17 protein-coding genes are annotated in these 20,876 nt (G+C 53.8%); 16 read left to right on the top strand and 1 reads right to left on the bottom strand.

All coding sequences use genetic code 11. The features are described from left to right. Positions 1-31: 31 nt before the first annotated feature. The 8 genes from B30_RS01385 (at position 32) to B30_RS01350 (ending at position 9,727) form a co-directional block, all read left to right on the top strand. The gene (locus B30_RS01385; protein WP_009570184.1) at positions 32-691 is read left to right on the top strand and encodes a hypothetical protein; all 660 of its coding nucleotides are present in this window, start codon (positions 32-34) and stop codon (positions 689-691) included. Positions 692-849: 158 nt separating this feature from the next. After that, positions 850-2,151 carry an oligosaccharide flippase family protein gene (locus B30_RS01380; RefSeq protein ID WP_009570183.1) on the top strand — a complete coding sequence of 434 codons (1,302 nt, stop codon included), beginning with the start codon at positions 850-852 and terminating at the stop codon, positions 2,149-2,151. After that, positions 2,148-3,140 carry a sulfotransferase gene (locus B30_RS21615; protein ID WP_081583648.1) on the top strand — a complete coding sequence of 331 codons (993 nt, stop codon included), beginning with the start codon at positions 2,148-2,150 and terminating at the stop codon, positions 3,138-3,140. The genes B30_RS01380 and B30_RS21615 overlap by 4 nt, the downstream gene beginning before the upstream one ends. Positions 3,141-3,186: 46 nt before the next feature. Continuing rightward, positions 3,187-4,455 (top strand): hypothetical protein, encoded by a 1,269-nt coding sequence (locus B30_RS01370; RefSeq protein ID WP_009570181.1) that lies wholly within the window; start codon positions 3,187-3,189, stop codon positions 4,453-4,455. Continuing rightward, complete coding sequence (locus tag B30_RS21230; protein ID WP_157789773.1) at positions 4,452-5,588, top strand: glycosyltransferase; 1,137 nt, start codon at positions 4,452-4,454, stop codon at positions 5,586-5,588. Before B30_RS01370 ends, B30_RS21230 begins: the two co-directional genes overlap by 4 nt. A 2-nt stretch (positions 5,589-5,590) precedes the next feature. Beyond that, positions 5,591-6,784, top strand: coding sequence for a glycosyltransferase (locus tag B30_RS01360; protein ID WP_157789772.1), 1,194 nt, complete (start codon positions 5,591-5,593; stop codon positions 6,782-6,784). A gap of 166 nt (positions 6,785-6,950) precedes the next feature. Beyond that, complete coding sequence (locus B30_RS01355) at positions 6,951-9,071, top strand: YjbH domain-containing protein (RefSeq protein ID WP_232616882.1); 2,121 nt, start codon at positions 6,951-6,953, stop codon at positions 9,069-9,071. Next, positions 9,068-9,727, top strand: coding sequence for a YjbF family lipoprotein (locus B30_RS01350; RefSeq protein WP_009570176.1), 660 nt, complete (start codon positions 9,068-9,070; stop codon positions 9,725-9,727). The genes B30_RS01355 and B30_RS01350 overlap by 4 nt, the downstream gene beginning before the upstream one ends. 18 nt (positions 9,728-9,745) lie before the next feature. Here the strand turns inward: B30_RS01350 and B30_RS01345 are convergent, their stop codons facing one another. Continuing rightward, on the bottom strand, positions 9,746-10,756 hold the full coding sequence (locus B30_RS01345) for a sugar-binding transcriptional regulator (RefSeq protein WP_009570175.1): 1,011 nt from the start codon (positions 10,754-10,756) through the stop codon (positions 9,746-9,748). A gap of 172 nt (positions 10,757-10,928) precedes the next feature. Here B30_RS01345 and B30_RS01340 point away from each other — a divergent pair, with 172 nt between their 5' ends. From B30_RS01340 to B30_RS01305, 8 genes are all read left to right on the top strand, one after another. Beyond that, complete coding sequence (locus tag B30_RS01340) at positions 10,929-12,269, top strand: sn-glycerol-1-phosphate dehydrogenase (RefSeq protein WP_009570174.1); 1,341 nt, start codon at positions 10,929-10,931, stop codon at positions 12,267-12,269. Next, a complete protein-coding gene (locus B30_RS01335; protein WP_009570173.1) occupies positions 12,269-13,093 on the top strand; it encodes an HAD-IIB family hydrolase in 825 nt (274 codons plus the stop codon). Before B30_RS01340 ends, B30_RS01335 begins: the two co-directional genes overlap by 1 nt. Further along, positions 13,086-14,633, top strand: coding sequence for a glycerol-3-phosphate dehydrogenase (glpD, locus tag B30_RS01330; RefSeq protein ID WP_009570172.1), 1,548 nt, complete (start codon positions 13,086-13,088; stop codon positions 14,631-14,633). The genes B30_RS01335 and glpD overlap by 8 nt, the downstream gene beginning before the upstream one ends. Before the next feature lie 90 nt (positions 14,634-14,723). Further along, positions 14,724-16,169 carry a xylulokinase gene (xylB, locus tag B30_RS01325; protein WP_040401726.1) on the top strand — a complete coding sequence of 482 codons (1,446 nt, stop codon included), beginning with the start codon at positions 14,724-14,726 and terminating at the stop codon, positions 16,167-16,169. Between the two features lie 86 nt (positions 16,170-16,255). Next, positions 16,256-17,266: a sugar ABC transporter substrate-binding protein gene (locus B30_RS01320; protein ID WP_009570170.1), complete on the top strand. Its 1,011-nt coding sequence runs from the start codon at positions 16,256-16,258 to the stop codon at positions 17,264-17,266. A 75-nt stretch (positions 17,267-17,341) separates the two neighbouring features. Next, entirely contained in the window at positions 17,342-18,859 is a 1,518-nt protein-coding gene (locus B30_RS01315; RefSeq protein WP_009570169.1) for a sugar ABC transporter ATP-binding protein, read from the top strand. After that, a complete protein-coding gene (locus B30_RS01310) occupies positions 18,856-19,872 on the top strand; it encodes an ABC transporter permease (RefSeq protein ID WP_081583646.1) in 1,017 nt (338 codons plus the stop codon). The genes B30_RS01315 and B30_RS01310 overlap by 4 nt, the downstream gene beginning before the upstream one ends. Then, the gene (locus B30_RS01305; protein ID WP_009570167.1) at positions 19,869-20,876 is read left to right on the top strand and encodes an ABC transporter permease; all 1,008 of its coding nucleotides are present in this window, start codon (positions 19,869-19,871) and stop codon (positions 20,874-20,876) included. Before B30_RS01310 ends, B30_RS01305 begins: the two co-directional genes overlap by 4 nt.

Below are 20,876 nucleotides of genomic sequence, written 5' to 3'. Positions count from 1 at the left end.
ACGACAGCAGACGAAAAGAGCTCTTCAGCGGATGAGTTCCAATCAAGGCATTGAGCCGATTGTGATAGCAAGTATGGGGCGTTCCGGAAGTACTTTGGTTTATGATGCTGTTGTGGAAGCGGTGATTGCACGCAGTCCTCTTCGAAATCTTTTCTGGGGCCACAGGCTAACTGCTGATCAGTGTTGGAACCTTAGCAATAAACCTTTGATCCGTGGAACAGTGTATAAAACGCATGACTATCCTGAGCGGTTGGTGGTCAATGGTGGGAAAGCCATATTTCTGTTTGGCTCAACTTTGGACGCTGCGAAGTCGGTGCATTCGGCGAAGGAGCGCTTTGGTCAAGAATGGGTTGAAGAGCATTTCGTCAATCTACGTTCTGAAGGAAAGTATGAAGACTTATTTAAATCAGACGTTCTGAACTTTGAAAAACAAATCCACTCTTGGGCCGTCACTGAAACCATCCCTACCCTTTGTTTACGATTTGAAACACTGTGGGAAAACTCAGAAAGACTAAGTGATTTTTTAAACATGAAAGTTGTGCTTCCCAAAGAACGTGCGCGAAAAGTAGACGATTATGATTCAGAGGTAACAAGTGCGCTCAAGCACATTTTTGATCCTATTGACGAAAGATTAAGGAGTTTGCCCGACTGCTTTATCAGTTCACATGAAAATGAAGCCTATTTTAAGTGAAGTCCCCAAGCAGAATAGTATCAAGTGAGCAAAATTTACGCATAGCACGTGTTGCTGTTTTGCTCTCATTTGCATCTAATACTGGCATCAACATTGTACTGCTTGGAAGTCTCGCGCGGTTGGGTGGGATTGATCTTGTGGGGCAATGGTCTTTGTTGATGGCTGTCAATATGAACGTATTGGTGCTTGATTTTGGCCTGACATCCGCTCTAACACTCCGAATATCGCAAGTTGGGGTGCAAGACACTGCGCCCATATTGCGCCGGTTATCTCGCTTGACGATATCCCTAGGGCTGCTTGGATTGCTTTTCGCACTTGCTGCCTGGCAATTCAATATGACGGCCGCATTGGGTATTGGGCTTGCTGCAGTTTCTGCATTACCGCAACTGATGTCAAATTGGTTGATTGCAATTCGTATGGGTCAGCATCAACAACACTGGTTTAACTTCAAAACGGTTCTTAGAGTTGTTGTTCAAACCACGATTGTTATTATCTGTATCAAAGATAATACGGCAGTTGCATGGTTCATATTTGGTTCTGCACTTCTGGCCGGAGGCGTCGCTGAATTCGCTCTTATTTATGTAATTGTACGAAGGGAGTTTGAGTGGAAAGGACGCACCTCAAAGCTCGGTGCTTTAAAGATCTTGACGTCGGGTTTTGGTTTAGAAAACCTATCCCAGCGCGGGTTTCAGCCGCTGTCGCAAGTGCTGATCGGCGCCTTGCTTGGCCCTGCCGCAGTTGGCATTTTTTCTGTAGCCTTACGAATCCCAGTTGCTATCAATCAAGCTTTTAGCCAAGCATTGCGGACTTTGCTTCCTGGTGTGTCAAGTTTTCTTCAGGCTGGGGATGAAGCTGCCGCTATCCGCCTCGTGCGAAATGGATTTGTAAGCCAAGTCATGCTGGTGACACCAGCCTCACTCTTTCTATTGCTCTATACCGATCTCATTCTTGTTGCTTGGCTAGGTGAGACTCCCAGTCAGTTGATTTTAGCGACACAGATTTTTTCAGGCTCAATGGTTTTTACTGCGCTCAGTACGCCTTTTTACTGGGTCGCACAGGCAACGGGACGTGTTCATGCATTGGGTCGATTGGGAATCGCAACACTTATCGCCATGCTGATATGTGTAACGGTTCTGGTGAGCTTGGGTGGTGGTATTCTTGAATGTTCTATCCTGTTTGCACTTTCACAGGCTGTGCGCAGCGTGGGCGCTTGTATCTATGGGGCAGGAGAACACAATTTCTTACGCCGCGTTTTAAGTGATCTTCGATGGGGGCGACTATTTGCATTTTTTGCAACCTTTACCCTCTTTAACCTCATCATTATGAACCAAATTTCAACACAACCCCCCGCGAAAGCGCTATTGCTTGTAACTGGGCTGAACGCCGTTTTATTCGGCCCACTTGTCATATTTGCTCTTTCAAAGAATGCCATCGTTCAAAAAGAGAAGGTCCATAAATGAGCAATCAATTTCGACCCCTTTTGAAAGATGCGTTTCGCCAATTCCTTTGGGAGAGTTTGAATACACATCAACAACAAGATGAACCCAAAGATATTGCACTCATTGGTTCTAGACGCTCTGGGTCTACCCTGCTGATGCAAATTTTGGCACATCACCCTCGCGTTAAATCTGTTGATCAACCGTTCTCGATTTATACAGCAACCAAGACGCAAATGCGGCACATGCCCTATCCTTCAGGTGGAATTTTTGTCGCCCCCGAAGAGAGTGAACTCTTAGCTCTTGAAGCCTATGTGCGAGCAATCCAATCCGGCGACCTTCACATTCAAGAACCATGGCGATTTTGGCGCGATGACTATTGGTTCAAAACAGATCGGCTTGTCCTAAAGACCACAGATGCTCATTATTTGTTGCCACATTTACAGCGCTGGGGCTTACAAACTATCCTGTATTTCAGGCATCCAATCCCACAAGCTCTGTCTTGCATGCGAAATGGATGGGGAGATAGACTTTCTCAATTCTCACAACATCATGCTATACGCACAAAAATTCTTTCTGATGCACAAAATGCTATGCTGGACCAAACTGTTGCACAAGGGTCAAAGCTTCAACGTTATGTTCTTGGCTGGTGCCTTGAAAACCTCCCGCTATTTCATGCTCTGTCTGGGGCGGTCCCGTGCATATTCTATGAAGACTTAGTGATAGACCCAAAAGCGACCATTCAAGAACTTGCCACGCTCTGCGATATTCCCGTAACACCCAAGATGATCGCAATGCTCCAACAGTCGTCTCATTCAGTAAAACGTTTGAGTGATAAATCTGGACGTGATGCGATCAAAAGCGGAGATTCCTCCGCACTGGTGGGGCGTTGGCAAAATACAATCAGCAACCGGGATAAAGATGCCGTAGAGGAAATTCTGAGGGCTTTCCAAAACTGCCCCTATTCTGCATTTGAAATAATGCCTCAATTCAGCCCAAACGTAGATCGCTAACGTCTATTTACTATGGATGAAAAGTGGAGTGAAAAGAAATCACGGTATGATGAAAACGGTACTACTCACAATGAGCCTTTTCGGGCTTTACACTCTTGCTCCGCTTGGCATTCCATTTGGTGTGTACTTACTTCCCGGGCTTGTTTCGTTAGTTCTCTATCTTAAAAGCCAAAAACTGTTTTTTTGGCTACTTTCTTTTTGCGGCGTTTTACTTGCACTTTTCATTTTTAACGTCTTGTTGCGGGGTGGAGCGACAGAAATAGGCCCGCAGTTTGTATCTTTAACACTCTTCTTCCTTACAGTCTCAGCATCGACGGGCTTCTTGCTTTTAGTGTTAAATTTTCCGCCTCGTACAATCCATAAATGGTCTAAACTATTGATTTGGCTAATTTTAGTTGGTTTGTTTTTAGAGAGAGTTGGGCCTTTAAAACCAGTAAGTGATTTCGTTCGCGGGTTACTGTATTCATCTGAATTGGTCTACGGTAATGATTTGCGAGATATGACAAACTACGGATTCATTCGTCCAAAACTCTTCGCAAGTGAACCGTCCCATGTTGCAAAATTCTTTGGTATGCTTCTTGTCGTTGCCGTGACAACGAGCACGGAAAATTTTAATAAATCTCTAATATTGATTTGGAGCGTCGCCTTCGTCGTGCTGGAGCCAAGCGTCACGGCTGCTCCAGGCATCGCCGTTACCGTATCTCTGCTCGTGTTCCAAAGACAACGCCTAAGAACAAATGGCCTGCTTTTAAAAACTGTCGCAGTTTCAGGAATAGGTGCCGGCCTTTTCGTTGTTGCCCTTCAAATGATTACACGATTAGGGTTTGATGGTACGCCGATAGAAGCTAGCGCCTATATCCGCATCGTGGAACCTGCGTTTATGGCGGTTAAATCGTTAGCTGAGCGCCCTTTTCTCGGCTTTGGGGTCGGAGTAGAGGAAGATATTTTTCACTTGATTAACCAAATACGAGGATCAGCAACCCCTCTTTTTGTTTTAACGGAAAAGAGTCATTCTGTCTTGGCTGGTAATGTGTTTTTCTCAATGTTTTGGCAATACGGTATTGTGGGGACCGTCCTAATTTGGTTCTTCATTTTGAAACTCGTTAGCATGGTTTCTAAGGCACATTTTTTATTCGTTATACTTTTTATTATCATTCACTCTTTTAGCGTTGCCGACATACACACGCCGTTTTTCTGGGGTTATTTTGTAATGGTTTTGGCAGGTTTCTGGCACTTGAAACACACTCAATCTCTTCAACAGGCAACACAAAGTGAGTTGGGGATTCACAATTTTCAGGAGCGTAAGATAAATTGACCACATTCACCTACTTAGAACCTCTCACCGAAGGGCACTGTACGTTTTGGGCCAAGATGGTTTTGGGGGCAGCGGTCAAGGACGAGCGCTTTCAAACTGTTCGAGCGATTGTAGGCCCGGAAATGGCGAAGAGGTTAGATGCGTTTACCAAAGAGATTGGTGCATCACTTGAAATTATCCCAACGGAACAGCATGCAGAGATGACATCTGGCTCATTGTTTTCCAGAGGGCGCGCGCAATGGCGTGCAGCGCGACAGGCAGCAGAGCAAGGCCCCGTCTTTTTGCCATTTTTTGACCATGCTGTTGTTGCTGCAGCGATGGACCCCACGCCTTTGCCGTATGGTCAGCGCGTGTCAGGCATTATATTTCGCCCACCAAACCACTTTGGTTTGCCCGGCTCTTTAGGGGGCTCTTTGGACAGTGTTAGGCGCTGGGTTACATATGCTTTGGCGCGCCGAGTCTGCCGCGGGGCGCTGTTGACGTTGGATGAGGTAGCGCCGACCAGTCGCGCAGGGCAAACAACCAAGGCACTGGAATTTGTTGCGGACCCGGCACCAAACTTTGACTTGATCAGTATGGAGCCAGAAATTCGAGAAAATGGGCGAAAAATCGTTTTGGTTTTTGGCGCGCTCACGGAACGGAAAGGTATTTTTCAGACATTAGATGCTTGGAAACTACTCGGCGAAGATGGTCGCAATAAATTTATACTACGATTTGTCGGGCGCCTTGGCGCAGATGAGCGTGCACGCTTTATGGAAAAGCTCGCCACTTTGCGTACTGAAACGAATGCGATCATTGAAATTGAAGACCGCTTTGTGACAGATGAGGAACTTGCATGTGAAGTTCAGCACGCGGCGATCATACTTGCTCCCTATCAAAATCATGTTGGATCTTCTGGTGTTTTGCATTGGGCTGTGGCTGGAAAGCGTCCACTGATCGCACAAAATACAGGTTTAATCGGGTTTCAAGTTGACCGTTACAAGCTTGGCTTAGCGGTAGATTGCACCAACCCCCAAGTGCTATCACGCGCAATTTCAGAGTGGGTTCCTTCGATATCTGATCCGGCATTTGAAGCTTCACATACTTCGAACGCCTTTACGGGGAAAATTCTAGATACGGTTTTGGGAGTATGACGATGCGCATATTATTTATAACCCGAGTATACCCTTATCCGAGCCACGCTGGTGACCTTCAATACACAGCTGGAATAATTGAAAGCCTAAGTGCAGTAGAGGAAGTCCAAGTTACCGTATTTTGTGGCAGTGGTATGCCTGACACTGTAACGAAATCAAATGCACGTTGGCTTGGGCAAAAAGAAACTAAGGGACGAACAGCAGATTTTAGATCGCTTACAAGTCGCTATCCTCGGGCTGCGGAACGAGCACTATCCCCGGATGGGATAAAAGCACTGGACGTATTATTGAAAGAGAACGATTTTGACATTGTTTTGTTAAATGAAGCGGTGACAGCCAAGGCAAAGCCAATTGTCGACAAACACAATCTTCCCTCAATCTATATTTCCCACAATGTTGATGCCGATATCAGGCCGCAAATTGCTGCGGCGTCAAAAAAGCGGGTTTTGCGTTGGGTGCAAATGCTGGATGCAGCAAAATACCGCAAAATGGAGTTGGGCCTTTTAAAACAGATTCAAGGCCTGACGACGATATCTCGCGAAGACCAAGATCGTTATAAAGAGCTTGGCTGCGCTGTTCCGTCTAAAGTTTTAAAGCCGGGGTACGCGCATTCAGGCCTCGAAAAACCACATGCCCATGATCGCCGAAATAAAATAGCTGTCTTGGTTGGTTCTTTCGAGTGGAATGCGAAAATTTCAAACTTGGAAATGATTTTAGCGGCTTACGAAAAATATACTGCTGGAATTAGTTTACTGCCTTTTCGCCTTCGCATCGCTGGTAAGGCCCCACCTAAAGTGGTTAAGCGTTTAAGTGCTCGGTATCCAGAAGTCGAATTCATGTGTCCTTTCGAACATTTATCCGATGTTGTTAAAGATGCACGTGTTGCCCTTGTTTTGGAAGAAATGGGTGGAGGATTTAAACTCAAGACATTGGACTATATTTTTTCAGATCTGGCAATCGTTGCTTTCGCCCATGCCATGCAGGGCACGGAGTTGACGCCCGGATTGGAATATCAAGACGCCCCCACCATGGAGAAAGCAATTGAAATAGTTCATCAGTTGATCGGAGACGTTGAACGCTTAGAAGACATGACGTATGCCGCGCGACAAAAAGCAGAAACGGAATACGACTGGAATACGCGTGCCATAATTTTGCTACATCTGGCCGAGGCGGCCATAAAGCATTACAATGATTAAATTTTCGTCTTTGCACCCGACACGTCTATAATTTTGCAACAGTCAGACCAGATCCTTAAATCTATAATAGAAGCATATGCACCTATAGTATATCATTTTCGACAATGCAGATGTGTGCTCTGTCGCATAAAGTGAACAGGGGGCTTTCAAGTGGTGTGGGATGATAATGATATCTAAACGGTTTTTCGTAGGATTATTAGCCTACACTGCATTAAGCTCCCTCCCCATATTGGCACAAGATGCTGAGATCAACTTGTCAATGTCAACCTTTGGCACGCCAGGCTTGATCGACATACCTACTGGTGAAGTTTTCCCCGATGGCACCCTTCAGTTTACATACGCAGGCTATGGCACAGCTCGAAGATATTCATCGTCATTTCAGCTCACGCCTAGAATATTTGGGAGTTTCCGTTATTCTATTTTAGACGATTTTGATATCGTAGGTACAGAAATTATCAATCGTTATGACCGCAGCTTTGATTTTGGCTATTTACTCCTAACGGAAACAGAAAAGCGCCCGTCTGTTGTAGTTGGCCTCCGTGATTTTGGCGGCACCGGCATTTATGGATCTGAATATATTTCAGCAACAAAGCATATCTTTGATGGTCGTGCTTCCCTTACTGGGGGTATCGGATGGGGTAGACTTGGCTCATATGGTGGTTTTTCAAACCCCTTATCTATCGTCTCTGATGATTTTGAAGAACGCGGCAGTGGCCCCAATGGTGTTAATGAAGTGGGTAGACTGGAAACGGATCAATGGTTCCGTGGCGATGCGGCCTTCTTTGGAGGCATCGCCTATCAAATAAACGACCGCCTGACTTTCAAAGCTGAATATTCCTCTGACGCTTACAAGGCAGAGGAAAGCCGTATGGGCTTCGATCACAAAACACCTTTCAACGCATCTTTAAGCTATGGGTTTAAAAACGGCGGAGAAGTATCCGTTTATGCCCTTCATGGCTCAGAAATCGGTATCATGGGGTCTATTCCGATCACCCCGCAAAAACCCAAGTTTCCCAGCGGCATCGAAGAGGCCCCGCCAACGCTTATGCCACGCCAAACCCAAGCGGCGTTGTCATGGGATGCGAACAGTGTCCGCCAAAAAGACAGCTCTCTGTCCATGGCTCTCAAAGATCAGGGCCTCACGCTTGAAGGCATCACAATCGAGGGCGACACAGCCACTGTGCGTTTCGTCAATGGTCGCTACCCGGCAGAAGCACAAGCGCTTGGCCGGGCCGCGCGTGTTTTGGCAAACCAATTGCCGGCTGACATCACCACGTTCCGTTTGGAAGCGATGGCAAATGGAGTCACAACCTCACGCACAACCCTGCGCCGCAGCGATCTCGAATCGCTTGAATACGATCTGGACGGAAGCTGGCGCAGCTTTGCCCGCGCGGATTTTGAAGATGCCGCCCACAGTGAAGCGGCCCCGATTGCGGGCATTTACCCCAAATTCAACTGGCGGATCACGCCCTACCTTGATCCCTCTCTTTTTGACCCGGACAACCCCGTGCGCGCCGACTTTGGCGTCCAAGCTGCGGCCTCGTTAGAACCCGCGCGCGGGCTTGTCTTTTCGGCGGCGGTGCGTCAGCCGGTCGCTGGAAACCTTGATACCAGCACACGCCCCTCAAATTCCGTCTTGCCACATGTTCGCACCGACAGCGCGGAATATGCCAAGCAATCGGATTTGGAGATCAAATATCTGACGGCTGAGTATTTCTTTCGTCCCGGTAAAAATTTGTATGGCCGTGCCACCGTTGGGTATCTTGAGACAATGTACGGGGGTGTCTCCGGCGAAGTGCTTTGGAAACCTGTCAATGGTCCGCTGGCCCTTGGTGCCGAACTCAACTACGTTAAAAAACGTGATTTCGACCAAATGTTTGGCTTTCAAGACTATGACATTGTGACAGGTCACGCCTCTGCCTATTACGATTTTGGCCGTGGCTATCTCGGACAACTTGATGTCGGGCGCTATCTTGCGGGCGACTATGGCGCGACCTTCTCTGTGGACCGCGAGTTCGACAACGGATTCCGAGTCGGGGCGTTTTTTACGCTCACCGATGTGTCCTTCGAAGACTTCGGTGAAGGCTCCTTTGACAAAGGCATTCGCTTCTCCGTTCCGGTTGATTGGCTGACCGGGGCCGCGACCCAAGGCGGCTATGGAACGACCATTCGCCCTGTCGTCCGTGATGGTGGCGCGCGGCTTGATGTGCGCAACCGGCTTTATGATGTTGTGAGAAACAGCCATACAAACGAGTTGGAAGACCGTTGGGGGAAATTCTGGAGATGACCTATATGACCGTCTTGCGCCCACTTGGTTTCATGTTCGCGCTCCTTGCTGGTTTGAGCGCCTGTTCCTCTGATCCCAACAGACCCAATATGCTGGAAGGCCTCGTCAACAAATCTGACGAGGCAGAACCCGATCCCACTTTCCTCGCCTACCAACAGGCGGGCGCCCCCGCTTATCTCGTGTCGCTTGAAGCGAAAGACAAAGCCTACACAGTCTTTGTGCGTCAAACCACGAATGCCAAAGGTGAGGAAACCTGGATTTCCCTCGACAAGCTATCGCTTGGCATGAAGAATGGCATGATCATTGCCACCCGCGGCATGGGAGGAGATCAGCTTGCGGGCGATCCCTCACAGACTCTTGCTGCCCTGAAAGCCGGGCGCAAAGGGATTACCGAACGTTTTGTCACATTGCTCAATGGCGAAAGCCAGGCCGAAACTCTGGCCTTCCGCTGCGAAGTTGAACGTCAAAGGCAAGTCAATGTCGATCTGGGACCCTATACCGCCGACACAGATCTCTTTTACGAAACCTGCCGCAATGGCCAAATCCGCTTCCGCAATCTTTTCTGGGTCGAACGGGGCAGTCGAAACCTCGTCCAGTCGCGCCAATGGATCAGTGAAACGGTTGGCACTCTCGCCTTGCGCGCGATCCCACGGTAACGAACGCAGTTCTTGACCTCAGGTGCGCTGCTTATAGTGGTCAATCAGGCTTTGCGCTGTGGTCTCATCCGTGACCAGTACATTGGCTATGCGAGCCTGCAACATCCCATAAATCGCGCCAACTTTTTGCGGCGCGCCGCCAATGCAAATGCGTTCGGGTACGTTGAGCAAATCATCCAGCGCCATCGTGATATGGCGCTCGTCGAATTCACTGCGCACGATTTGCCCCTCAGCATCAAAGAAATACCCGGCAGCAAAGCCCACAGCGCCAAGATCGCGGTAGACCTGTAAGGCGGCATCGGACATGAAACCGCTTTGCTCCAAGAGTGTTTCGCCATCCAGTTGGGTGACGCCAAAGATGGTCTTTGTGCACTGTTGCAACAGGGTAAAGTGATTGCGGATTTCGGGCTCGTTCAACAAAATGTCTTTGACCTGAGCCGTAGACACAACCCCCGGTGCGTGAAGGTTCACACAGCGCGCAGAGAGGCGATCTGCGATATTTGTGGTGCAGAGAACCGGTGAAAAATCAAACGTCGCAACTGCACTGCCAGTGATTTGTGCGACTGTGATATTGGGATGGCGCATACTTGTGAGGTGCTTTGACAGCGACAGCACCGTGCGCCCCCACGCGACACCAATCGTATCATCGGCATGTAGTCGCGCTTCTAGGACCCGCGCTCCCAGATGGCTTATTTCATTGGCCAATGTGGCGGGGTCTTGCGGCGTGGGTAGCACATAGCATTCCGACAAGCCGCTCAATTCACAGAGTTCAAGCGCTACATCCGCCCGCGCGATGCGCGAGGGGTCGATGGAGATATTGACGATCCCCTCATCGCGCGCCTTTTGCAGCAGGTTAAACACAGAGGCGCGTGAAATCCCCAACTGGTCGGCGATTTTGTCCTGCTTTTGACCCTCTTCATAATAGAGCCACGCCGCCCAAAGCACTTCATCCATGCCAAACCGAGATGGCACGGCGCGCCGTGTGGCGTGGCGTGAGTCGTCGTCGGCTTTGTCGCGTTTGCCCGGCATGTGCTCTCCTTAAAATAGTGCTTTTACGAAATCCAGCCTGACAATCAACCTGAAACCACTGGAAATCAAGCGATTTGGCATATGTCACGCTGATCTGAATAATGTTATTGACATATGCCATAACTATCTGGCAACTTTCAAATCAAGTGAGAAACTTGCGAGGGAGGAGCAAATGACCATGCCGCTTTCAATCAAAGAGCGCGCGACACCTGGCTGGAATGCCCTCATCACCGAGGTCACTCAGGGCAGGTGGTGCGATCCCGATACGGGGCTGGCCGTTGATGTTACTTTCAACCACATCGAGATCGGAGACGGCTTTGCCGACGCCGCCCGCGACATGGTGAATGCGGTGATGCCGGCGCAAAGCTATGCGGTGGTGTGTGATGCGGACACGGTCGAAGTGATGGGCGCAGACATTGCGCGCAACATGCAGGGTAAGGCAGAGATCATCGTTTTAGATCATCCACATGCCGACGAAGGGCAGGTGCGCGATCTGCAAAAACTGACCCGTAATCATGACGCGTTGATTGCGGTCGGGTCTGGTACGATCAACGATCTGTGCAAATACGCCACCTATCTCGACGGGCGCGCCTATAGTGTCTTTGGCACGGCACCTTCGATGAATGGCTACACCTCATCGACCGCGTCGATCACCCTCGAGTCCGGTCTCAAAACCACCCAAAAAGCGCATGCGGCCAAGGGCGTTTTTATCGACATCGACGTGTCCTCAAAGGCGCCGCAATATTTGATCGGCGCGGGCTTGGGCGACTCCTTGTGTCGGCCCACGGCGCAGGTCGATTGGTATTTTTCCCATGTGATGCTGGGCACGCGCTACGCGACCGCGCCCTATCTTTTGCAAGAAGACGATGAGGCCGAAGTGCTGCGCCGTTCCGCCGATTTGGGGCTGGGCGAGCATGATGCGATTGGCTATCTGCAACGGCTTTTGACCCTTGGTGGGCTTGGCATCGCCGTGGTTGGCATGAGCCACCCCGGTTCGATGGGCGAACATCAGATTTCCCATTGGATCGACAGCTTTGCCGGTGACCGCCACCCCGGCACCGTTCATGGCCAACAGGTCGGCGTGGCCTCCATCACCATGGCACGGCTGCAAGATCACATTCTCTCACTGGAGGAGGCCCCGCGCATTCGCGGCTGGCAACCCGATGAGGTCGCGATCCGCGCGCGCTACCCGGCAGCGGCCGTTGAGGATTGCCTCAAGGCCTCTCGCGCCAAAGCGATGGATGCACAAGCCACAGAGGTCTTCAACCGTCAATTGGCCGAAATCTGGCCTGAGCTGCGCACAACATTGCGCGCGATGATGCTGGCCCCGGACAACATGGCGCGACATCTGCGCGCCTCTGGCGGCGGCGCCACCTATGACGAAATCGGCCTTGAACGCGGCCTTTATATCGACGCCTTGCGCCATTGCCGCGAGATGCGCGACCGCTACTCCATGCTCGATCTCGCCGATGACATGGGCATTCTGGACAGTTTTATTGAGGAGTGGGTCTGATGCGTCCGCTGAGTGAACTTGACGACGGCCGACTGGCCAATTGTGTGGCGGTTTTGACCGACATTGACGACACGCTGACGACGGACGGCCAATTGCCCGCCGCCGCCTATGCCGCTTTGGAACGGTTGGCCGATGCGGGGCTTGCCGTGGTGCCGATCACCGGACGCCCCGCCGGGTGGTGCGATATGATCGCGCGGCTTTGGCCCGTGGCCGGGATCGTGGGCGAAAACGGTGCGTTCTATTTCTCCTATGACCGCGAAAAGCGGGTGATGCGGCAAAAGTTTTTTGCCACCGCAGAAGAGCGGCGTAAAAACCGATTCCGCCTCGACGTGTTGCGTCAGGACATTTTGGCAAAAGTGCCCGGTGCCGGGATCGCCTCGGACCAACTGTACCGCGAAGCCGATCTGGCGATTGATTTCTGCGAAGATGTACCCGCGCTGCCCGAAGATCAGGTGCAACTGATCCTTGATATGTTCAAAGAGGCCGGCGCGGTCGCCAAACTGTCCTCAATCCATGTGAACGGCTGGTTTGGCAATTATGACAAACTGTCGATGAGCCGCATCTTTGCCAAGGACATCCTTGGGATGGATCTGGATGCGGATCGTGCGCGGATTATCTTTGCCGGTGATAGCCCGAATGACGGGCCGATGTTTGAGTTTTTCCCAAATTCCTGCGGTGTGGCCAATGTACGCGATTTTGAACCGGGCAGCTTTGCCCCCCCGGCCTTTGTCGCCCCGTCCGAGGGCGGAGCAGGCTTTGTCGAGATTGCAGAACGCATTCTGAGCGCGCACCCCGTCCCGGCGCGGGAGGCGGCTCATGTCTGATCGCGCGTCTGATCACCTTTACGATCTTGCCATCATCGGCGGCGGCATCAACGGCTGTGGCATTGCGCGCGATGCGGTCGGGCGGGGTTATTCCACCTATCTGTGCGAACAGGGCGATATGGGCGGGGCCACCTCGTCCTCCTCAACCAAGCTGTTGCACGGCGGCTTGCGCTATTTGGAGCATTACGAATTCCGGCTGGTGCGTGAGGCACTGATCGAACGCGAAGTCCTGTGGAACATCGCACCCCATATCGTGCGCCCGCTGCGCTTTGTCTTGCCGCATTCCAAAGGGATGCGTCCGGCGTGGCTCTTGCGCCTTGGCTTGTTCATTTATGATCATTTGGGCGGGCGCAAACTCTTGCCGGGCACCACGCGGGTCAATTTGAAAACCGGGCCGATTGGCGCGGGCCTGCGGGCGGATTTGAAACTCGGGTTCGAATATTCGGACTGCTGGGTCGAGGACAACCGTTTGGTCATTCTCAATGCGATTGATGCCGAGGAACGCGGTGCTACCATCCGTGCCCGCCACCGCTGCACAAGCGCCAACCCCCATCCCGACGGCGGCTGGACCGTGACCACCCGCAATCTGGACACGGGGCGCGATGAGGTGATTCGTGCGCGTATGGTGATCAATGCCGCCGGACCATGGGCCAATGACGTGGCGCGCACCGTTGCACAGCGCCCGCCAAAAGGCCGGGTGCGTCAGGTCCAGGGCTCGCATATCGTGGTTCCGAAACTCTATGATCACGACCGCTGTTTCATCTTTCAAAATGATGACGGGCGGATCGTGTTCACCATCCCCTATGAGGATAAATTCACGTTGATCGGCACCACCGATCGCGACTACCCCGGTGATCCCGCCGATGTGGCCGCCTCACCGGAAGAGATTTCATATCTGTGCAAACTGGTGTCCGGGTATTTCAAACGCCCGGTGTCGGTCAGCGATGTGGTCTGGACCTATAGCGGCGTGCGCCCGCTCTATGATGACGGCAGTTCAGACGCGCAAAAGGCGACGCGTGATTACGTTTTGGAAGTCGATGAGAGTGAAAAAGCCCCGATCCTGTCGGTCTTTGGCGGCAAAATCACGACGTATAGACGGCTTGCAGAATCAGCCATGGAAAGTATCGAGACCTGTTTGAAGGCCCCGCAAAACGGCGCAAAACTTGTGTCTGGCTGGACCGGAACGACATCATTGCCGGGCGGGGAGTTCGATCCCGGGACATTCGAGGCGGAGGTCAGAAAACTACAGTCTCGCTATGGCTTTCTCTCAATAAGCGAAGCGCGCCGCTTGGTTCGCTTTTACGGCACCCGCGCGCCGAACATGCTTGGGATGGCCAAAAAGCGGTCTGACCTAGGGATTGATTTTGGCGCCGGACTGACCGCGCGTGAAATCGACTACATGCGCCAGCGCGAATGGGCCAATACGGCGCAGGATATTCTGTTTCATCGCAGCAAGTTAGGGCTGCGGTTAAGCCCGTCGCAAATTGACGCCATTGAACACTACATGGAAGGGTCACAGACGACGCGACAAAGCGCCTGAGTTCAGGCTCACACGGGAAGAGGAGCCCGTGGCGCAGAGGTCGCACGCACAGCCGTTTGAGAAGGCGGTGAAATTAGGGAGGAGAAGCCGATGTTTCTGGGCATAGATCTCGGAACGTCCGGGGTAAAGTGTATCCTGATGGATGCGGATCAACAGCTGGTTGCCGAGGCATCCTCGCGACCGCTTGAGGTGACGCGCGCACGCCCTGGATGGTCTGAACAAGACCCCGCCTTATGGTGGGACGCAGTGGGTGAGGCTCTTGATGCGTTGCGCGCCAATCATGGCACAGCCATGGCGGCGGTCGAAGGCATCGGCCTGTCGGGTCAGATGTATGGCGCCACCGTTTTGGATGACGCAGACAAACCGCTGCGCCCGGCGATCCTGTGGAACGACACGCGCAGCACGCCTGAATGCGAGGAGCTGTCAGAGGCGGTGCCCGATTTGATGCATCATGTTGGACGCAAGCCGACGCCGGGTGTGACCGCGACCAAACTGCTGTGGCTGCGTCGTCACGAGCCGGAGACCTATAACGCCATCCGCACCGTGTTGTTGCCGAAAGATTATGTTCGCTTGTTGCTCACGGGTGAAAAGGTTAGCGATCTGGCCGATGCGAGCGGCACGATGTGGGTTGATCTGCACAGACGCGATTGGTCGGACACAATGCTATCGGCCTGTGGTTTGGATCAAAGCCAGATGCCGCGACTGGTTGAAGGCACTGCCGTGTCCGGGCGGTTGCGCTCTGAACTTGCGGCGCGTTGGGGCATGGTGCGCTGCCCGGTTGTGGCGGGGGGCGGTGGTGACAATGCCTGCGGCGCCTGTGGCACCGGCGTAATCGAGGACGGCGATGGCACCGTGTCCCTGGGCACATCCGGCGTGCTGTTTGTCGCCAATGACACCCCGAGATTGGCCGGAGATCACGCGATTGAATCGCTGTGCCATGCTGTGCCCGATCGTTGGCATCAAATGTCGGTGGTGCTTTCGGCCACCTCTTGCTTGACCTGGCTGTCCGCCCGGCTCAAAGCCAGCCCGGCAGAATTGGTCCAAGCCTTGGGCCATACGCCACGCCCGGCCACGGATCTGACCTTTGTGCCCTTTCTCGATGGCTGCTGGTCGCCGCGCTCGGATGCCAAAATCCGCGGCGGGTTCTTTGGGCTGGCGCATCAACATGATGATGCGGCGATGACACAGGCGGTGATGCAGGGCGTGGCCTTTGCCATCCGCGAATGCGCCGATGCGTTCCGCGCCAGTGGGACCGAGTTGCGTCGGTTGCTGGCCATTGGCGGCGGGTCGCAATCGGACCTGTGGTTGTCGATGTTGGCCAATACGCTTGACCTTGAGTTGGACATCCCGCGCGGCAGCGCGCTTGGCGCGGCCTATGGCGCGGCCCGGTTGGGTATGATCGCGGCGACCAATGCGGTACCGGCCTCGGTGCTGCGTCGTCCCGATCTGAAGGGTTCCATCGGGCCTGAGCCTGCGCATCTGGACAGTTACACGGAGGCTTTTGATCGCTGGAAGGGCGCGGTCGCGAGCTGCTGAAATCTGGCCCATGCACCCTGAGGAGGGGGCCATGGGGCAACAAAAGCCGACCCAAACAGGGCGGTAAAACAGTGGAGGAAAGAACAATGACTGAGGAAATGACCCAAGGCGGATTGAACCGCCGAATGTTCATGGCTGGGACGGCGGCGGTCGCGGCCAGTGTTGCCCTTTGGCCAAAAGAGATGCGCGCTCAGGCGGCTGGTCGCAAATTCGCGGCATCGCTTGGCTGGACCACATATGACTCTGGTCGTCACTTGCAGGACGGCTTTAACGCGGCTGTGGCGGAACTTGGCGGTGAATTGACCATGACCGATGCGGGCTTTGATGCGCGCGTCCAGTCCGATCAGATCGACTCGCTTGTCGCGACAAAGCCCGAGGCGCTGTTTATCACCCCCGCTGATGCTGTCGCCATCGCCCCCGCGGTTGAGCGCGCCATTGCCGCAGGTATTCCGGTGTTTTGTGCCGACAGCGCCGTGCCCGGCGCCATCGTCACCACAACGGCCATGTCGAACAACTTTGGCATGGGCCAGTATTCTTGTGAATACATCTGTAAAGCCCTGAACGGCAAAGGCAAAATTGCCCGTGTCATGCTGCCGCAAAACGAAAGCTGGGATCAGCGCACCCTGGGGATGGAATGGACCTTGCGTCGCTATCCAGAGGTCGAAATCGTCACCGAATGGGCCTTTGCCTTGGCGGGCAATGTCTCGCCGCGTCAGGCCGTGGATAACATCCTCACCTCCCATCCGGATGTCGATGCGATCTGGTGTGCTTGGGATGGCGCGGCTGTTGAGGGCACTTTGGCGGCGCGCGCTGCTGGGCGCAATGATCTGATCCTGACGGGGATTGATGGCGGCTCTCAGGCATTCAACTACATCGCGGCTGACACGCCTTTGAAACTATCCATGGCGCAGAGCTTTTATGAGATGGCCTATCTCGATGTGTTCTACGCCCATGAACTTTTGGCCGGGCGCAACACGCCGCGCCTGATCTCGACCCCGACCTACGCGGTCACCAAAGACATGCTGCAAGATGGGATCCCGGACAATTTCGATGTTCCGGGCGAAGCGGAAAAAATGGGCTGGAGCCGCGCGCTCTAAGACCATTTCATCCGGGGGGAGGGCCGATGGTTTTGCCCTCCCCTCAATTTTCCGCTTATCACAGGAGTTGAGATCATGGGTGCGCCCGTTCTAATCGCCTCGGATGTCTGTAAGCGTTTTGGCCCCGTTCAGGCCCTGCGCAACGTTGATTTCCGCCTTGAACCCGGAGAGGTGCACGCGCTTTTGGGCATCAACGGTGCGGGCAAATCGACCTTTATCAAAATTCTGTCTGGCGCGCTCCAGAAGGACAGCGGCACGATCCGCATTGGCGGTGAGGATGTTCATTTTCGCGCCCCAGAAGATGCGATCCGCGCCGGGATTGCCACCGTTCAACAGCACCCGGAACTGGTGCCGGATATGAGTGGCCTCGACAATATTTTCCTGGGTCGTGAAACCGCCTCCCGCAGTTTGATGGGCCGGATTGATCGCGAAGCACTTGAGGCGCGCGCCGATGCGCTTTTGGCACGCTTTGCGGTGCCGATTGATCTGAGCCAGGAGGTGGGTCAAATGTCCGCCGTCGAACGCGAAGCCGTCGCGATCCTGCAAGCCATCGCCGTCGATGGCATCCGCGTGCTCATTTTGGACGAACCGACCTCGACGCTGACCGATGTTGAGCGCGAAGACCTGTTTGCCCTGATGAACCAGTTGCGTGCGCAGGGCATCGCGATCATCTATATCACCCATCAACTCGAAGAAGTCTTTGCCATTGCCGACAGTTTTTCGGTCTTTCGTGGCGGTGCCTGTGTCGCACGGATGAGCGTGGACGAAGCCCGCAGCTCTGGCGTGTCCTTGGCCGATTTGATGCTGGGCGAGGCGGTGGGCGATATTTTCCCCAAAAAAGCCGATCCAGACGCGCGCGGCGATGTCTTTTTGGAGGTGCGGGATCTGAGCCTGACGCATGGCTTTGAGAACGTGTCTTTTACGGCCCATCGCGGCGAGATTTTGGGGCTTTTCGGCCTGGTCGGCTCCGGCTGTGACGAATTGGCCAAGTCGATCTTTGGCGTCGATCCCCCGGATCAGGGCGAGATCCTCATTCACGGCAGGCCCGTCAGCCTGCGCAAGCCGCGTGAGGCGTTGGATGCCGGGATTTTCCTCGTGCCGGGGGATCGTAGAACCGAAGGCTTGGCGTTGAGCCGACATTCCCTGTTCAACGTGCCGATGGCCAACCTGCGCCGTGCGGCGGGCGGGCGTTGGGGTCTGAAGAGTCGCCAATTGCGCAGTGATATTCAGCGTTTGACCGATCAGGTCGCGCTGCATCCGCCGCATCTGAACACGCCCGCGTCGGGCTTTTCCGGCGGCAACCAACAAAAAATCGTTTTGGCCAAAGGGCTTTATAGCGAGGCGGATATTTACATTTTCGTCGAACCCACCGTTGGCGTCGACATCGGCGCACGCGCCAAAATTTACGGTCTGATGCGCGACTTGTCAGAGCGCGCGGCGGTGATTGTTGTGTCGAGCGATTGTGACGAGGTGCATGGCGTGGCGGACCGGACCATCGCGTTGCACAAGGGCCGACACGTCGAACCCGAGAGCGGCGTGTTTTCGCGCGATGATTTGTTGATGGCCGGGATTATGGGGAAGGGATCGCTATGAGAACTTGGAAAGACCGTATGCGTCATTCGACGCGAGGGTTGGGGTTTGTCGCACTGGTCCTGATTGTGGCCGCGATTTTTGGCGCGCTTGAGCCGCGCTTTCTCAGCTACGTCAGCCTCAATGGCATCGCCCGACATATGGCCGCCAATGGCTTGGCCGCGCTTGGGCTGACCTTCGTGGTGATCGTGCGTAAATTTGACCTGTCGATTGCGGGTGTCGCGGCCTTTTGTGCCATGTCGATGGGCGCGCTGATTGCTGCCGGATGGCCGCTCTGGTCGGTGATCCTCGCCGGGCTGGCGCTGGGCGCTGTGATCGGGGGGATTTCCGGTATCGCGATCAGTCGCTTTGGTCTGCCCGATATTGTGACCACCATTGCGGTGGGCTCCATCGGCACAGGGTTGGCCTTTATCTACACTGGCGGGCGTTCGATTTTTCAAAACTTCTTCACCAGCGGTATCACCGATCTAAATGATGCCAAGCTCATGGGGCTGGGGGTGTCGATGTGGCTTTTGGTGGCGATCTACGCGCTGGCGTGGTTTGTACTCAGCCGCACCCGCACCGGGCTTGCATTTTACGCGACGGGAGAAAACCCGATGGCAGCGCATTTTTCCGGCATTGCCACGCGCCGCTTTGTCGCCTTGGCCTATGTGCTTTGCGCCATGTGTACCGTGCTGGCCGTCCTTCTGATCCTCGCCGAATCCGGCACAGCCGAAACCAACAAAGGCGCCAATTTGATGATGCCCGCCTATGCCGGGGTGTTTTTGGGCGCGGCCATCATGGGCGGCACCTCCGTGATCGCGAGCTTTGGGGGGATCTTGTTGATTACAATGCTGCTCGACGGCTTCGCCTTGATGGGTCTGCCTTATTACTACAGCGACGGCGTGGTCAGTTTGATCTTGTTGATCGGTGTGCTGGCCTTCTCTGACGGTGCGCGTGGCACATTGGAGGCGCTTCGGTTCCTCTTTTGGCCGCAAAAACCCACAAAACCCACCGCAAAAGGGAGCGACGCATGACCATGACCTCAACAGTAAAATTCGCACAAAGCCGTCCGCGTGGGCGTAAGATCGCGCGGCTCACAACCGATCTGTGGCTGGTCGTGGCGGTGATCGTTGTCACCCTGGGGATCGCCAGTCAACGTCCACAGCTTTTGGATGCGGTCAATATCGCCACCGTGCTCAAATCCTTTTCCATCATGGTGGTGATGGTGCTGGGGCTGACATGGGTGATTGCCTCGGGCAAGATTGACGTCAGTTTCATGCAGGTCGCAGCGCTTTCAAACATGATCTGTGCCTATGCTTTGGCGCAGGGGTGGAGCTGGGGCGGGGCCATCGTGGTGGCGCTTTTGGCGGGAGCTTTGGTCGGGCTGATCAACGGCTGGTTGGTGGCCTCGATGCGCTTGCCCGCGCTGATCGTGACCATTTCCACCGCCGGAATATGCGCCTCCATCGCGGCGGCTCTGGGCAAGGGTACGGTGATCCGCATCGCCGATCCGGGGCCGCTTGAACCGCTGTTGCAACCCGCATTGGGCGGTGCGGTGCCGATGATCGTGGTGCCGGTGCTTTTGATCGCCGCCGTGGCATGGTTCGTGCAAGAACGGCTGAGCTTTGGGCGCTATATCTACGCATTGGGGCAAAACGAAGCGGCTGTGCGCGCCGTTGGTGTGCCCGTGGTGAAACTCACCGTCGTCCTCTTTGTGCTCTCGGGTGTAAGCTCTGCCCTTGCGGGAATTTTGCTTGCCTCAAGCCTGTCTTCGGGCCAGCCGATGATCGGCGGGCCTTTTCTGATCAACGGGCTGACCGTGGTCCTGTTGGGTGGCATGATGGTGCGGGTGGGCAAGCCCAATATCTTGGGTACGCTCACCGCCACGCTGTTTATCGGCGTGTTGTTCAGTGGGGCGACCTTGCTGGGATTGCCGGATTTCCAACGTCAGATCATCCAAGGCGGCCTGCTTTTGACCGGGTTGATCGTGGCCACAATTGCAGCAAGCCATCACGGCGCGCGGACGGCGGGGCAGTGA

The organism is Celeribacter baekdonensis B30 (assembly GCF_000299875.1).
GTDB lineage: Bacteria > Pseudomonadota > Alphaproteobacteria > Rhodobacterales > Rhodobacteraceae > Celeribacter > Celeribacter baekdonensis_A.
Note: the sequence above shows the minus strand (reverse complement) of the source record. Positions and strands in the feature narration are given on the sequence as shown.

What these genes read in the sequence shown, in the direction of transcription:
- B30_RS01385 (WP_009570184.1), top strand. Translation starts at nt 32, where the DNA reads ATGAGTTCCAATCAAGGCATTGAGCCGATTGTGATAGCAAGTATGGGG.
- B30_RS01380 (WP_009570183.1), top strand. Translation starts at nt 850, where the DNA reads ATGGCTGTCAATATGAACGTATTGGTGCTTGATTTTGGCCTGACATCC.
- B30_RS21615 (WP_081583648.1), top strand. Translation starts at nt 2,148, where the DNA reads ATGAGCAATCAATTTCGACCCCTTTTGAAAGATGCGTTTCGCCAATTC.
- B30_RS01370 (WP_009570181.1), top strand. Translation starts at nt 3,187, where the DNA reads ATGATGAAAACGGTACTACTCACAATGAGCCTTTTCGGGCTTTACACT.
- B30_RS01360 (WP_157789772.1), top strand. Translation starts at nt 5,591, where the DNA reads ATGCGCATATTATTTATAACCCGAGTATACCCTTATCCGAGCCACGCT.
- B30_RS01355 (WP_232616882.1), top strand. Translation starts at nt 6,951, where the DNA reads ATGATATCTAAACGGTTTTTCGTAGGATTATTAGCCTACACTGCATTA.
- B30_RS01350 (WP_009570176.1), top strand. Translation starts at nt 9,068, where the DNA reads ATGACCTATATGACCGTCTTGCGCCCACTTGGTTTCATGTTCGCGCTC.
- B30_RS01345 (WP_009570175.1), bottom strand. Translation starts at nt 10,756, where the DNA reads ATGCCGGGCAAACGCGACAAAGCCGACGACGACTCACGCCACGCCACA.
- B30_RS01340 (WP_009570174.1), top strand. Translation starts at nt 10,929, where the DNA reads ATGACCATGCCGCTTTCAATCAAAGAGCGCGCGACACCTGGCTGGAAT.
- B30_RS01335 (WP_009570173.1), top strand. Translation starts at nt 12,269, where the DNA reads ATGCGTCCGCTGAGTGAACTTGACGACGGCCGACTGGCCAATTGTGTG.
- glpD (WP_009570172.1), top strand. Translation starts at nt 13,086, where the DNA reads ATGTCTGATCGCGCGTCTGATCACCTTTACGATCTTGCCATCATCGGC.
- xylB (WP_040401726.1), top strand. Translation starts at nt 14,724, where the DNA reads ATGTTTCTGGGCATAGATCTCGGAACGTCCGGGGTAAAGTGTATCCTG.
- B30_RS01320 (WP_009570170.1), top strand. Translation starts at nt 16,256, where the DNA reads ATGACTGAGGAAATGACCCAAGGCGGATTGAACCGCCGAATGTTCATG.
- B30_RS01315 (WP_009570169.1), top strand. Translation starts at nt 17,342, where the DNA reads ATGGGTGCGCCCGTTCTAATCGCCTCGGATGTCTGTAAGCGTTTTGGC.
- B30_RS01310 (WP_081583646.1), top strand. Translation starts at nt 18,856, where the DNA reads ATGAGAACTTGGAAAGACCGTATGCGTCATTCGACGCGAGGGTTGGGG.
- B30_RS01305 (WP_009570167.1), top strand. Translation starts at nt 19,869, where the DNA reads ATGACCATGACCTCAACAGTAAAATTCGCACAAAGCCGTCCGCGTGGG.